Below are 12829 nucleotides of genomic sequence, written 5' to 3'. Positions count from 1 at the left end.
GATGCGAGAAGCCATGCGCCCGCTCCCTCCTCAGTCGCGAGGAAGCCGCCGCTCGTATTCCGCCTCCCGCAGCGCATGCGTGGACCAGAAACCCCGAGGCGCTCTCCCCGAGAGCACATCCTCCAGAATCCCCAGATGCGCATCCCACCCACTGGCCACGCTGACCCGGTCCGCACGAGTGACCAGCCTGCGATGCGTGAGCACGAGCAGCACCTCTTCACCCCGCGCGCTCAGCTCGAAGGTGACCTCGGAGGGAGCCCCCGTCTGCTCGGCCCAGGTGTAGGCCAGCACGAACGGCGGCTCACACCGCGTGACGCGTCCGGTGTGGACATGCCCATCCCGCATGACCGCATAGCGCTCGGGCACGGGCTCATGGGAGAGCCCGGAGTGGAAGAAGCGCAGCTCGACCCGGCCCCCCACGCGCAGCTCCATCTCCCCCGCAGCGAGCCACTTGCCCCGCTTCTCCGAATCCGTGAGGTACTCCCAAACCCGCTCCACGGGACCTGGGAGCACACGCTCGATGCGCACCGTCTCCGGCGCGCTCACCGTGCCGAAACCATCCTCCCCACCGTGACTCATCGCGAGCGCCCCTTTCCCCGAGGCGCGGCGGGCGCCTCCGCTCGAAGGAGCGCCTCCAGCGCGTCGACCCGCTCGCCCCAGAACCGTTCGTAGAAACGCAGCCACTCCCGCACGTCCGACAGGGGCTTCGCCTCCAATCGGCAGACATGCACGCGGCCCTTCACCTCCCGCCGCACCAGCCCCGCCTTCTCCAGCACCTTGATGTGCTTGGACGCCGCGGCCAGCGACATCTCGAAGGGCGCGGCCAGCTCCCCGACGCTGCGCTCCTGGACGGACAAGCTCCTCAACATGGCCCGACGGGTAGGATCCGCCAGCGCATGGAACGTGTTGTCGAGCCGCGTCGCGAGAAGTTCAACCATGCGGTTCAATATGAGGCCGTGCACACGCCTGTCAATCCGTGGGCGGCCTCGGGGAGGCGAGACTGCTAGGCTCGCGCGCCATGTCCAAAGCACGTGAGCCTGTCATCGGCATCATTGGCGGTAGCGGTCTCTACCAGATGGATGGCCTGAAGGACGTGACGTGGAAGAAGGTGTCCTCGCCGTTCGGCGAGCCCTCGGACGAGCTGTGTCTGGGCACGCTCGATGGAACCCGCGTCGTCTTCCTACCGCGCCACGGCCGAGGCCACCGCCTCCTGCCCAGCGACATCAACTTCCGGGCGAACATCGACGCGCTCAAGCGCTGCGGCGTGACGGACCTCCTGTCCCTGTCCGCCGTGGGCGGCCTGCGCGAGGAGCTCCCTCCTGGCACCTTCGTGGTGGTGGACCAGTTCATCGACCGGACCTTCGCGCGGGAGAAGAGCTTCTTCGGCTCGGGGCTCGTGGCGCACGTGTCCATGGCGAACCCCGTGTGCTCCCGGCTGGGGGACGCGGTGATGTCCGCGTGTGAGTCGTTGAAGGTCTCCGCGCACCGGGGCGGCACGTACCTGGCCATCGAAGGCCCGCACTTCTCCTCGCTCGCGGAGAGCCGGCTCTACCGGACGTGGGGCTGTGATGTGATTGGCATGACGAACATGCCGGAGGCCAAGCTCGCGAGGGAAGCGGAGCTCTGCTACGCGACCGTCGCCATGGTGACGGACTTCGACTGCTGGCACCCCGAGCACGACGCCGTCTCCATGGACCAGATTGTCTCCGTCCTCTTGCGCAACGTGGACAAGGCAAAGGGCCTGGTGAGGCACATGGTGCCGATGCTGGGGAGTCACGAAGGCCCGTGCCGGCAGGGGTGTCATCGCGCTCTGGACCATGCGCTCGTCACCGCGCCCGACGCCCGGGACCCCGCGCTCGTGGAGAAGCTGTCCACCGTCGCGGGCCGGGTGCTGTACTCATGAAGGTCCACGGCAAGCCCACGCGGACCCTCTGGCTGGAGCCCGATGGACAGGCCGTGGGCATCATCGACCAGACGCGCCTGCCTCACGCCTTCGTTACCGCCCGCCTCACCACGCTCGACGAAGCCGCACACGCCATCCGCGCCATGCAAGTCCGAGGCGCCCCACTCATCGGCGCCACCGCGGCCTACGGTGTCTGGCTGGCATTGCGCGCGGACGCCTCGGATGCGGCGCTGGCGCGGGCGCTCGCCGTCCTCGGAGACACGCGTCCCACCGCCATCAACCTGCACTGGGCCCTGGACGAGATGCGCCGGCTGCTCGCGCCGCTCGCCGTCTCGGAGCGAGTCGCCGCCGCCCAGCGCCGCGCCGCCGAGCTGTGCGATGAGGACGTGGCCATCAACCGCGCCCTCGGTGGACACGGCCTGAAGCTGCTGGAGGCCGCCTGGGAGCGGAAGGGGAAGCGCGGGCGTCTGGAGGTCCTCACGCACTGCAACGCCGGCTGGCTGGCGACCGTGGATTGGGGCACGGCCCTGTCGCCCGTCTACCTGGCGCACGACGCGGGCTTGCCCGTGCATGTCTGGGTGGACGAGACACGCCCTCGCAACCAGGGGGCATCGCTCACCGCCTGGGAGCTGGGGCAGCACGGCGTCCCGCACACCGTCATCGCCGACAACGTCGGGGGCCACCTCATGCAGCACGGCCGGGTGGACCTGTGCATCGTCGGCACGGACCGCACCACGGCCCACGGCGACGTGGCGAACAAGATCGGCACCTACCTCAAGGCCCTCGCGGCCCGGGACAACGGGGTGCCCTTCTACGTGGCACTGCCGTCCCCCACCATCGACTGGAGCCTGCGCGACGGCGTGAAGGAGATTCCCATCGAGCAGCGCGACGGCACGGAGGTCAGCGACATCACCGGACGCCTGTCCTCGGGAGACATCGCCACGGTGCGCGTGACACCCCAGGGCAGCCCCACCGCCAACTACGGCTTCGATGTGACGCCCGCGAGGCTGGTGACCGCCCTCATCACCGAGCGCGGCGTCTGCGCGGCCTCGGAAGAAGGACTGCGCTCGCTCTTCCCCGAGCGTGCCAGGAGGCACGCATGAGCCTGGCTTTGCGTGAGTCCATGATTGCCACCTGCCGGAAGATGAACGCGGCGGGGCTCAACCAGGGGACCTCCGGCAACCTGAGCGTGCGCGTGGCCGGAGGCTTCCTGCTCACGCCCACCGGCATGGACTACGACGTGCTCGTCCCGGAGGACCTCGTCCTCATGAGGATGGACGGCACGCACGAGGGACACCGCCGTCCCTCCTCCGAGTGGCAGCTCCACCGGGACATCCTCGCCGCGCGCCCGGAAGTCGGCGCCGTGCTGCACGCCCACTCCATGTTCTGCACCACGCTGGCCTGCCTGCGCCGAGGCATCCCCGCCTTCCACTACATGGTCTCCGCCGCGGGAGGCGTGGACATCCGCTGCGCCCCCTACGCGACGTTCGGCACGGGAGACCTCGCGCGCAACGCACTGCACGCCCTGGAGGGCCGCAAGGCCTGCCTGATGGCGAACCACGGCATGCTGTCGCTGGGCGCCACCCTGGCCAGCGCCTTCAAGCTGGCTGTCGAGGTGGAGACCCTCGCCGCCATGTACTGGCGGGCGCTCCAGGTGGGAGAGCCCGTGCTCCTCGACGCGGAGGAGATGGAGCGCGTGCTGGAGAAGTTCAAGACCTACGGCCAGCAATCCCTCACACCGCGCGCAGGGTGAGCACCGTCACCTCGGGCGCCACGCCCAGGCGGAAGGGCAGCCAGTGTCCGGTGCCCCCGGACACGTAGAGCTGGTGGTCCCCTCGCCGGTAGCGGCCGAGCATGTACTGGAAGACGAACCAGAAGAGGGGCAGGCCGAAGAACGCCACCTGACCGCCGTGGGTGTGGCCCGCCAGCGTGAGCCGGGCGCCTCTCTCCGCGGCGAGGTCGAAGAAGTCCGGATGGTGCGTGAGGCACAGCAGCACCTCGTCCGGTGAGACACCCTGGAACGCCTTCCGCGCGGACTCGAGCATGCGCTCCAGCTTCACGCGCATGCCTCGGCGGCCGGAGATGGGGTAGTCCACGCCGACGACACGCACGCGCTGCCCGGCGTGCTCCAAGGTGTGGGACTCGTCCACCAGCAACCGCACCGGGCTGCCCCGAGCGCGCGAGGCCTCGTAGGCGGCGACAATCTCCTCCAGTCCGCGCCAATGCTCGTGATTGCCCAGGATGGCCAACATCCCGTGCGGCGCCTGGCAGGTCTCCAGCGCGGCCATGGTGCCGTCGAGCTGCTCCAGGTCGTCGATGAGGTCCCCCGTCATCACCTGGAGGTCCACCTTCGCGTCGTTCATCGCCGCCACGGCGTCGCGCAGGTACTGCGTGTCGATGAAGTTGCCGACGTGCACGTCGGTAATCTGGCCGATGCGAAACCCATCCATCGCCGCGGGCAGGTTGGGCAGGCGCACCTCCACCGTCTTCACCTTGAAGCCCGTGGAGCCTCCCGCGAGGCCCGCGGTGCTCGTCCCCACCGCGAGCATGGGCACCGCTCTCCCCGCGTTCGTCAGGAGCGCGCGCCGGCTCATGACCCCCGCCAGCGGGGCGGTCGCCGGGGGGACCTCCAGCAGGGGCGCGGCCTCCGGAGCCTTCCGCGAGCGCCCCTCCACCCACCGGCGCACGAGCAGCACGGGGAGGCCCGCGAGCAGGAGGATGACGGCGGAGAGGGTCCACCCCACCGCGAAGATGCGCGCGACGAGGGGCAGGTCCGCGGTGGGCAGCACCAGGGGCATCGCGAGGATGCCCAGGGACACCGCCGAGCCTCCCAGGAGCGCCCACGCGCGCCACCCTCGAGGCAGGGTGGGCCACAGGGACTTCAGGGTGGCTCCGGCGGCCACATAGACGAGGAAGAAGATCAGCGCCCGGACCATCCAAGACTCCCTATCGCGGAGGAGACATCGTCATAGCGCGGAGCCCAGGGCTTCGCCGCACGAAGTCCGCGAATGTAGTGGAGACCCCTGTCACCGGGCGAGCAGGGGGGCTTCGCGCACCCGCCCGCCTGCCTTGCCTCAGCGCCGCGCGCCGGGACTCGCCATGCGCAGGTGGGCGTGCAGCGTCTCCGTGCGGAGGTAGAGGAACTGGGCGTCGCCGAAGCCCAGGGCGTCGCCATCCGTGAGCAGCACGTCCTGCTCGGCGGTGAGCGCGTTGGTGTTGACCCAGGTGCCGTTCATCGAACCCACATCCCGGACCGAGCAGTCTCCCGCCGCCTCATGCCACCGCAGCGTGGCGTGGTGCTTGGAGACGGACGGGTCCGGGACGACGAGGGTGCAGCCCTCGATGCGGCCCACGGTGAACTCCTGGAGGTCCGTGGAGGGGCGGAGGAAGTGGACCTCCAGGGCGTCGAACCCGCGCAGCATGACGAAGAGCCGGTCCACCAGCCGGCTGCGGTGGGCCATGCCGACGGTGCGCGCCTCGCCCAGCCGCATCGCCACCTGCTGGAAGACAGGCTCGGGCGGCTGCTGGACGAGGACCACCGGCCCGGAAGCGTCGAGGAAGGCTTCCAGGGTTGCCAGGGCGAACGGGCGCAGTTGCTTCACGGACGGCATGGTGGCGGGACCTTACCCTGAATTTTTGGGAGGACGCCCGTGGTGCCACCTCGGCACCCCCTGTCGTCCAACAGGCAACGCTTGTGCGCGGACGGAGGTCCCACGGGCCGCGACCCGCAATCCTTGTGCAGGGATTGGGATGGACTGTAATCGCAAGCAGGGGGTGTGGCTGAAATGATTGCAGGGTTTGAGAGGTGAGACTGGAATGAATTCAGATAGTGGATGTCAACGATGGAGGGAATAAATCAGACACTGCATATCGGCATCGGAGCTCGAGTCCGTGAGCTCCAACAGCCAGGAGAACCCGATGAAAGTGTTGTCGCTGTGGGTTGTCGCGGGGTTTGCCGCTGGAATCCTCGCGGGGTGTGGTCCTGAGATGTCTTCACCGGAAGTCGCCGCCGGGGACAAGGGACCGCGCTACGAGGCCACCTTGCATGGAAAGCCCGTGATGGTGCGGGATGCCACGGATGAAGCGAACCTGACGTCGCAGCAGAACATCGAGGGAGAGCGCACGGTGTCCCAGGCCGCCTGCTGGGTGACGCTCGAGTGGTGCAGCGAGCCGGGAACCGGTGACATCGTGTGCACCCAGAACGGCGGTTGTACGACGCAGCAGTTCATCGAGGCGTGTATCTCGCTCGCACGCGAAATCTGCGGCATCTGAAGCAAGCAAGGAATTCGGCGTCAGCCCTGACAAGGGCTGGCGCTGTTGCTATGAGTGTCTGGCGCGGCGTGTCGTAAGACAATGCTTTGATGAAGTGCCGTCTCCTGTGACACTCGCGTGACACGAATCATTGTGTTCACACGAGGAGTCCAGGAATCATGTGGGAACAGTGGAGAAAGCGTGGCGCGTGGGTGCTGGCATTGTCGGTGCTGGCGCTGACGGCGTGCTCGGATTCGGATGAGCCCGGGTTGCCGGATGGAGGCCAAGGACAGCCTGACGCCGGAGGCACGCTTCCTGCGCTCCAGGTGCCCGAGGGCTGCAACCCCCTGGCCTCGGAACATGACTGTCTGTTGCCGTATCCATCGAATTACTTCATGCAGGCGGATTCGGCGTTGCCGTCGGGGCAGCGCGTGAGGCTCACCGCCGCGGCGAAGCTGAAGACGCCGGCGGGGGCGCCGTTCGACTTCACGGACCTGCACCCGGCGGATGGCTACTCGCATGGGACGCAGGTGCTGGCCCTGTTCCCGGGCGGCGTGGACGCGGCGAGCCTGCCGACGGTGACGCAGCCCACGGCGAAGACGACGGGCGCCACGGTGCTGCTGGACGCGCAGGCGCGCACGGGCGTGCTCCACTTCGCGGAGATGGACCCGCGCGCGGTGGATGACTCGCGGCGGGCGCTGCTGCTGCGGCCCGTGGAGCGGCTGCGCGGCGGGACGCGCTACATCGTCGCGCTGCGAGGCTTGAAGACGAAGAGCGGTGCGCCGGTGCCGGTGCCAGAGGGCTTCCGCCGCATCCGTGACGGCCAGACGGAGGGCGACCCGCTGCTGGCGCCCCTGGCCCAGCGCTACGAGGCGGACATCTTCCCCGCGCTCGAGGCGGCCGGTGTCCCGCGCGCCGAGCTCCAGCTCGCGTGGGACTTCACCACGGAGACGGAGGAGAACGTCACCCGGGACATGCTCGATGTCCGGCGTCTGGCGATGGAGGCGATGTCGGCGACGCCGCCCGTCGTCACGGTGACGGAGGTGAAGGATGAGGTGGACGCGAACATCTTCCGCCGCATCAAGGGGACGCTGCGCGTGCCGCTCTTCACGGAGACGGCGCAGCCGGGGGCGCTGCTGTCGCGCGACGCGCAGGGCAGGGTGAAGCGCAACGGTGAGGCGGAGGTGCCGTTCACGCTCCAGGTTCCCCGGAGTGTGTGGGGCCAGGGAGTGGCGCCGGTGCGCTTCCTCCAGTACGGGCACGGCTTCTTCGGCGGCCAGGCGGAGTCGGACGGCTCCTTCGTCCGGCCCTTCGTGCAGGCGACGAAGATGGTGGTGATGACGGTGGACTGGTGGGGCATGTCGCAGGCGGACGCGCCCGGGGTGATTGGGGCGATGATGCAGCAGCCGGCGCAGACGCTGCGCTTCACCGACCGGGTCCACCAGGGCATGGTCAACCAGATGGCCGTCACCTACGCGGCCCGGAGCACGCTGAAGGACCTGGCGGAGCTGAAGGACAACGGGGTGCTCGTCTATGACCCGGACCAGACGTACTTCTACGGCATCAGCCAGGGTCACATCCTGGGTGGCACGTATGTGGCGCTGTCGCCGCACGTGTCGCGCGCGGCGTTCAGCGTGGGTGGGGCGGACTTCTCGCTGATGATGTTCCGGGCGAAGCCCTTCGCGCCGTTCCTCCAGGCCATCGCGCAGTCGGTGCCGGACGCGCTGGACCAGCAGAAGTTCGCGGCGATGACGCAGACGAGCTTCGACCGCATCGACCCGCTCACCTATGCGCCTCATGTGCTGACGGCCCCCTACACCGGAGGTCCGTCGTCGCGTCGGGTCCTGGTGCAGTACGGCCTGGGTGACGCGCAGGTGCCGAACGTCGCCACGGAGCTCCACGCCCGCGCCATGGGGCTCACGCAGCAGCTCCCCGCGACGTGGCGGGTGCCGGAGCTGCCCACGCAGGAGAGCGCGGTGGAGGGCTCCGCGCTGGTGCAGTTCGACTACGGGTTGCCCTCGCCGCTGCCGGGCAGCGTGGCGACCCCGCCGGCCGACGACAACCCCGTGCACGAGCGCGTGCGCCGCGAGGCGAAGGGACGGGAGCAGGTGGACCTCTTCCTGCGGCCCGATGGCAAGGTGGAGGCCACCTGCGGCGGTGTCTGCCTGGGCACGACGAACTGAGGTGGAGTGGGGGCCCTTCCCCCGGCCCGATGAGACGCCGCGGCCACCAGGTGAGGCGTCTTCCTGGGCACGACGAACTGACGTGTAGCGAGTGACACCGCGCCGGCCCGGGAGTGCTCCGGGCCGGCGTGAGGCTCGAGGAGCGAGCCGCTAGCTCGCCGAGGTGTGGGCGCCCTTGAGCAGGTGGTCCCCGTGTTCCTCGCGCAGCTTCGTCTTCAGGAACTTGCCCGTGGACGTGCGTGGAATCTGGGCCATGAAGACGTAGTCATCCGGCAGCCAGAACTTCACGAACTGCTTCGACAGGTGCTCGGTCAGCTCCTCCTTCGTCGCGGACTGACCCGGCTTGAGCACCACCGCCGCCAGGGGGCGCTCGCCCCAGTGTGGATGGCGCGCGGCGAACACGGCGGCCTCCAGCACGGACGGGTGGCTCATCAGCGCGTTCTCCAGCGTCACCGACGAAATCCACTCGCCACCGGACTTGATGACGTCCTTGCTCCGGTCGCAGATGCGGACATAGCCGCCCTCGTCCAGCGTGACGACGTCGCCCGTCTTGAACCAGCCGTCGGACGTGAAGCGGTCCGCGCCCTCGTCGCCGAAGTAGGAGCGAGCCACCCAGGGGCCGCGCACCTCCAGCTCGCCCATGGTCTTCCCGTCCCAGGGCAGCGTCTGGCCGTCCTCGCCCACCGTCCGGGTCTCCACGTAAGGCAGCGCGAAGCCCTGGGTGCTGAGCGCCTCCAACTGAGTCTGCGCATCCGCCTGGACCAGCTGCTGCTTCAGCTTGGCCATCGTCCCCACGGGGTTGAGCTCCGTCATGCCCCAGGCGTGCGTCACGAGGAGTCCATGGCGCTTGCGGAAGCCGTCAATCATCGCCGGCGGAGCCGCGGAGCCTCCAATCAACATGGTGCGCACCGCGCTCAGGTCCCACTTCTTGGGCTCCTGGTCCAGGAGCGCCAGGATGCCCAGCCAGATGGTCGGCACGCCGCCCGCCACCGTCACCTTCTCCTGGGCCATCAAGTCCAACAGCGACAGCGGGTCCAGGTTCGGCCCGGGCATCACGATGCGCGCCCCCGTGAGGAGCGCGTCGAACGGCAGACCCCACGCCGCCGCGTGGAACATGGGGACGACCGGGAGGACCGAGTCCTGCTCGCCAATCCCCGTCACGTCCTTCATGCAGCACACCAGCGTGTGCAGGACGATGGAGCGGTGGCTGTACAGCACGCCCTTCGGATTGCCCGTGGTGCCGGAGGTGTAGCAGAGCATCGCCGCGCTGTTCTCATCGAGCGCGGGACAGTCGAAGTGCCCGGGCTCCGCCGCCAGCAGCTTCTCGTAGTCCAGCATTCCCTCGGGCGTGGGTCCCGCGTCGGGGATGACGATGACGTGGCGGATGCTGGGCACCTGCGCCGCGAACTTCTCGAACAGCGGCAGGAGCGAGCGGTCCACCAGCACCACCGAGTCCTCCGCGTGCCGCGCGATGTACGCCAGGTCATTCGGGTGCAGCCGCAGGTTCAGCGTGTGCACCACCGCGCCCATCGTCGGGATGCCGAAGTAGGCCTCCAGGTGACGGTGGTGGTTCCAACTCAGCGTCGCGACCCTGTCCCCCGGCTTCACCCCCAGGCGCTTCAGCGCGTTCATCAACTGACACGTGCGCCGGTGGAAGTCCGCGTAGGTGTAGCGATGGAGGGACTTGTCGGGGTTGCGGCTGACGATTTCCGAGCGCGGGTAGTACGAGCGAGCGCGCTCCAGGAAGTGGGTCAGCGTGAGCGGGAAGTCCATCATGCGTCCGGGAAGCATCGGCACCGTCCCTTCGCTGCGAGGGTGAAGGCCACCGATGCTACCGGATGTCGACGTGCTCCCGCGTGGGGGGGCCCCCCGGGTCAGCCGAAGAAGACCTGGGCGACCTCGAAGAACTCCTTGGGCACGCGCTTGAGCTCCTTCGTCGCGGCGGAGAGGTCCACGCTGACGATTTCGTTGCCCTTGAGCGCGGCCATCTTCCCGAACTCGCCGTTCGCGACCATGTCGCAGGCGTGCACGCCGTAGCGGGTGGCCAGCACGCGGTCATGCGCGGTGGGCGCGCCGCCGCGCTGGATGTGGCCCAGCACGGACACGCGCGTCTCGAAGCCCGTGCGCCGCTCGATTTCGTTGGCGACGATGTTGCCCACGCCGCCCAGGCGCGGCCGGCCCGCCTCGTCCAGCGCGCCGCTGGTGACCAACTGCTCGCCCTGCTCGGGGGCCAGCTTGATGCGCGTGCCTTCCGCCACCACGACGATGGAGAAGCTGCGCCCACCCGCGTGACGGCGCTGGATGTGCTCGGCGACGCGCTCCAGGTCGGCGGGAATCTCCGGCACCAGGATGACGTCCGCGCCCCCGGCGATGCCCGCATAGGTGGCAATCCAGCCGACGTGGCGGCCCATCACCTCGCAGACGATGACGCGCTTGTGGGACTCGGCGGTGGAGTGCAGCCGGTCCACGGCCTCGGTGGCGATGGCCACGGCGGTGTCGAAGCCGAAGGTGAAGTCCGTGCCGTTCAGGTCGTTGTCGATGGTCTTCGGCACGCCGACGATGCGCAGCCCCTCCTGCGACATGCGCGTGGCCGCCGACAGCGTGCCCTCGCCACCGATGGCGATGACGGCGTGGATGCCATTGCGCTCGATGGCGCGCTTGACGCGCTCCAGGCCGTTCTCGACCTTGAAGGGATTGACGCGCGAGGTGCCCAGGATGGTGCCACCCCGGTGGAGAATTCCGGACGTCGTCTCCCGGGTCAGCCGGAAGTGGTTGTCCTCGAGCAGGCCCTTCCAGCCGTCTCGAAGGCCCATCATCTCGAAACCGTGGGCGGTGGCGCGGCGGACGATGGCACGGATGACGGCGTTGAGGCCGGGGCAGTCACCCCCGCCCGTGAGCACGGCGACTTTCATAGGACCTGGGTTCTAGCGCGCCCGACCTGATGCGTGCTGAGTAAGTTTTGCCCGAGCGCCCACCGTGGAACACGCCGACCCCTAGCCGAACACGGCGGGGCGGCGATGCGTCCACGGATGCGCGGCCTCCAACTGCGCGGCCAGCCGGAAGAGCGTGGCCTCGTCTCCGAAGCGGCTGATGAACTGCACGCCGACGGGCAGTCCCTCTGGGGTCCAATGAAGTGGCACGCTCATCGCGGGGTTGCCCGCCATGTTGGCCATGGGGCAGTAGGGGACGAGCGTGGCGGCGCGGAACAGCGGCGCGAGCGGGTCATCCGGCGGAGCGGGGAACTGCCCCAGCGCCAGCGCGGGCTCCGTGGTGGTGGGCAGGAGCCAGACGTCCACGTCCTCGAAGTGCCGGGCGAAGGCGCGGCTGAAGCGCAGGATTTCCGCCTGCGCGTGCAGGTAGGCGGAGAGGCCCTGGCCCTGTCCGAACTGGTAGAGCGCCCAGGTGAAGGGCTCGAAGTGCTCGGAGGAGGGGGGGCGGCCGGTGCGCCGCGCGAGCCCTTCGATGCTGGACACGACGCCGCACGCCCAGGCCGTCATGAAGTGCTGGCCCAGATCCTCGTCGCCGGCTGTCTGGAGGTGGCCCTCCGACACGGCGTGGCCCAGGCCCTCCAGCTTGCGCGCGGTGGCGGTGACGGCGGCCAGGCACTCGGGGTGGATGGGGGCGCCCATCGCGTTGCGCAGCGTGAGGCCGATGCGCAGGCGTCCCGGAGGCGCGCCGGCTTCCAGCTGATAGGGCCGCGTCTTCGGTGGAGCGATGGAGGGCGCACCGACGTCGGGGCCCTCGGTGGCGTCGAGCAGGGTGGCGCTGTCTCGTACGGAGCGGGTGAGGGCGTGTTCTCCGATGAGCCAGTGGAAGGGGTCGGCCAGCTCCGGGCCGGTGGGGTTGCGGCCTCGGCTGGGCTTGAGGCCGAAGAGGCCGCAGTGGGACGCGGGGCCTCGGATGGAGCCACCGCCGTCGGAGGCGTGCGCGAAGGGCACCATGCCGCTGGCGACCGCCGCCGCCGCGCCGCCGCTGGAGCCTCCGGGAGAGCGCGTCAGGTCCCACGGGTTGCGGCAGGGGCCGTGGAGCTCGCCCTCCGTGGTGGGCAGGAGGCCCAGCTCCGGCGTGTTCGTCTTGCCCAGCACGATGAGGCCCGCGCGCAGATGGCGTTTGACGAGCTCGCTGTCGTGGTTCGGCGAGAAGTCCCGCGTGAAGCGCGAGCCGGAGGTGAGCGGATAGCCTTCCTGCGCGGCGTGCAGGTCCTTGAGGAGGAAGGGCACGCCGGTGAAGGGGCCCTGGGGCAGTGGATTCTTCGCGCGCAGCCGGGCCGTGTCGAACTGGGTCTGCACGACGGCGTTGAGCTTGGGGTTGCAGCGCTCGATGCGGGTGATGGCCGCGTCCACGAGCTCCAGCGGAGAGACTTCCCGGCGGCGGACGAGCTCGGCCTGGGCGGTGGCGTCGAGGCTGACGAAGGGGTCCATGGGTGGACTCTACCCCGTTCCCTCGACGCCCCCGCACGGGGGCTCCCTGGTGTATGACGCGTTGCGTTTGT

At 69.3% G+C, this 12829-nt stretch carries 12 protein-coding genes; 5 read left to right on the top strand and 7 right to left on the bottom strand.

Features of this window, described 5'->3' with window-relative positions; translation table 11 throughout:
- Positions 1-30: 30 nt before the first annotated feature.
- Entirely contained in the window at positions 31-579 is a 549-nt protein-coding gene (locus MYSTI_RS34800; protein ID WP_015352537.1) for an SRPBCC family protein, read from the bottom strand.
- Positions 576-938 carry an ArsR/SmtB family transcription factor gene (locus tag MYSTI_RS34795; protein ID WP_015352536.1) on the bottom strand — a complete coding sequence of 121 codons (363 nt, stop codon included), beginning with the start codon at positions 936-938 and terminating at the stop codon, positions 576-578. The genes MYSTI_RS34800 and MYSTI_RS34795 overlap by 4 nt, the downstream gene beginning before the upstream one ends.
- An 80-nt stretch (positions 939-1018) precedes the next feature.
- On the opposite strand from MYSTI_RS34795, the gene MYSTI_RS34790 reads away from it, so the two are divergent.
- The 3 genes from MYSTI_RS34790 to MYSTI_RS34780 are packed head-to-tail and all read left to right on the top strand — an operon-like array spanning position 1019 to position 3656.
- On the top strand, positions 1019-1903 hold the full coding sequence (locus MYSTI_RS34790; RefSeq protein ID WP_015352535.1) for an S-methyl-5'-thioadenosine phosphorylase: 885 nt from the start codon (positions 1019-1021) through the stop codon (positions 1901-1903).
- Positions 1900-3006, top strand: coding sequence for an S-methyl-5-thioribose-1-phosphate isomerase (mtnA, locus tag MYSTI_RS34785; RefSeq protein WP_015352534.1), 1107 nt, complete (start codon positions 1900-1902; stop codon positions 3004-3006). The genes MYSTI_RS34790 and mtnA overlap by 4 nt, the downstream gene beginning before the upstream one ends.
- Positions 3003-3656, top strand: coding sequence for a class II aldolase/adducin family protein (locus MYSTI_RS34780; RefSeq protein ID WP_015352533.1), 654 nt, complete (start codon positions 3003-3005; stop codon positions 3654-3656). The genes mtnA and MYSTI_RS34780 overlap by 4 nt, the downstream gene beginning before the upstream one ends.
- Here MYSTI_RS34780 and MYSTI_RS34775 read toward each other — a convergent pair.
- The gene (locus MYSTI_RS34775; RefSeq protein ID WP_015352532.1) at positions 3637-4839 is read right to left on the bottom strand and encodes a metallophosphoesterase; all 1203 of its coding nucleotides are present in this window, start codon (positions 4837-4839) and stop codon (positions 3637-3639) included. The genes MYSTI_RS34780 and MYSTI_RS34775 overlap by 20 nt on opposite strands.
- Before the next feature lie 138 nt (positions 4840-4977).
- On the bottom strand, positions 4978-5514 hold the full coding sequence (locus tag MYSTI_RS34770) for an FHA domain-containing protein (RefSeq protein ID WP_015352531.1): 537 nt from the start codon (positions 5512-5514) through the stop codon (positions 4978-4980).
- Positions 5515-5821: 307 nt separating this feature from the next.
- Here MYSTI_RS34770 and MYSTI_RS34765 point away from each other — a divergent pair, with 307 nt between their 5' ends.
- On the top strand, positions 5822-6175 hold the full coding sequence (locus MYSTI_RS34765; protein WP_015352530.1) for a hypothetical protein: 354 nt from the start codon (positions 5822-5824) through the stop codon (positions 6173-6175).
- A gap of 158 nt (positions 6176-6333) precedes the next feature.
- Positions 6334-8337 (top strand): hypothetical protein, encoded by a 2004-nt coding sequence (locus MYSTI_RS34760; protein WP_015352529.1) that lies wholly within the window; start codon positions 6334-6336, stop codon positions 8335-8337.
- A gap of 150 nt (positions 8338-8487) precedes the next feature.
- Here MYSTI_RS34760 and MYSTI_RS34755 read toward each other — a convergent pair whose 3' ends face one another.
- From MYSTI_RS34755 to MYSTI_RS34745, 3 genes are all read right to left on the bottom strand, one after another.
- On the bottom strand, positions 8488-10128 hold the full coding sequence (locus MYSTI_RS34755) for a long-chain fatty acid--CoA ligase (RefSeq protein WP_015352528.1): 1641 nt from the start codon (positions 10126-10128) through the stop codon (positions 8488-8490).
- Positions 10129-10211: 83 nt separating this feature from the next.
- The gene (locus tag MYSTI_RS34750; RefSeq protein ID WP_015352527.1) at positions 10212-11249 is read right to left on the bottom strand and encodes a 6-phosphofructokinase; all 1038 of its coding nucleotides are present in this window, start codon (positions 11247-11249) and stop codon (positions 10212-10214) included.
- A gap of 81 nt (positions 11250-11330) precedes the next feature.
- The gene (locus MYSTI_RS34745; RefSeq protein WP_015352526.1) at positions 11331-12758 is read right to left on the bottom strand and encodes an amidase; all 1428 of its coding nucleotides are present in this window, start codon (positions 12756-12758) and stop codon (positions 11331-11333) included.
- Positions 12759-12829: the final 71 nt, after the last annotated feature.

Origin of the sequence: Myxococcus stipitatus DSM 14675 (assembly GCF_000331735.1) — a bacterium.
GTDB lineage: Bacteria > Myxococcota > Myxococcia > Myxococcales > Myxococcaceae > Myxococcus > Myxococcus stipitatus.
Note: the sequence above shows the minus strand (reverse complement) of the source record. Positions and strands in the feature narration are given on the sequence as shown.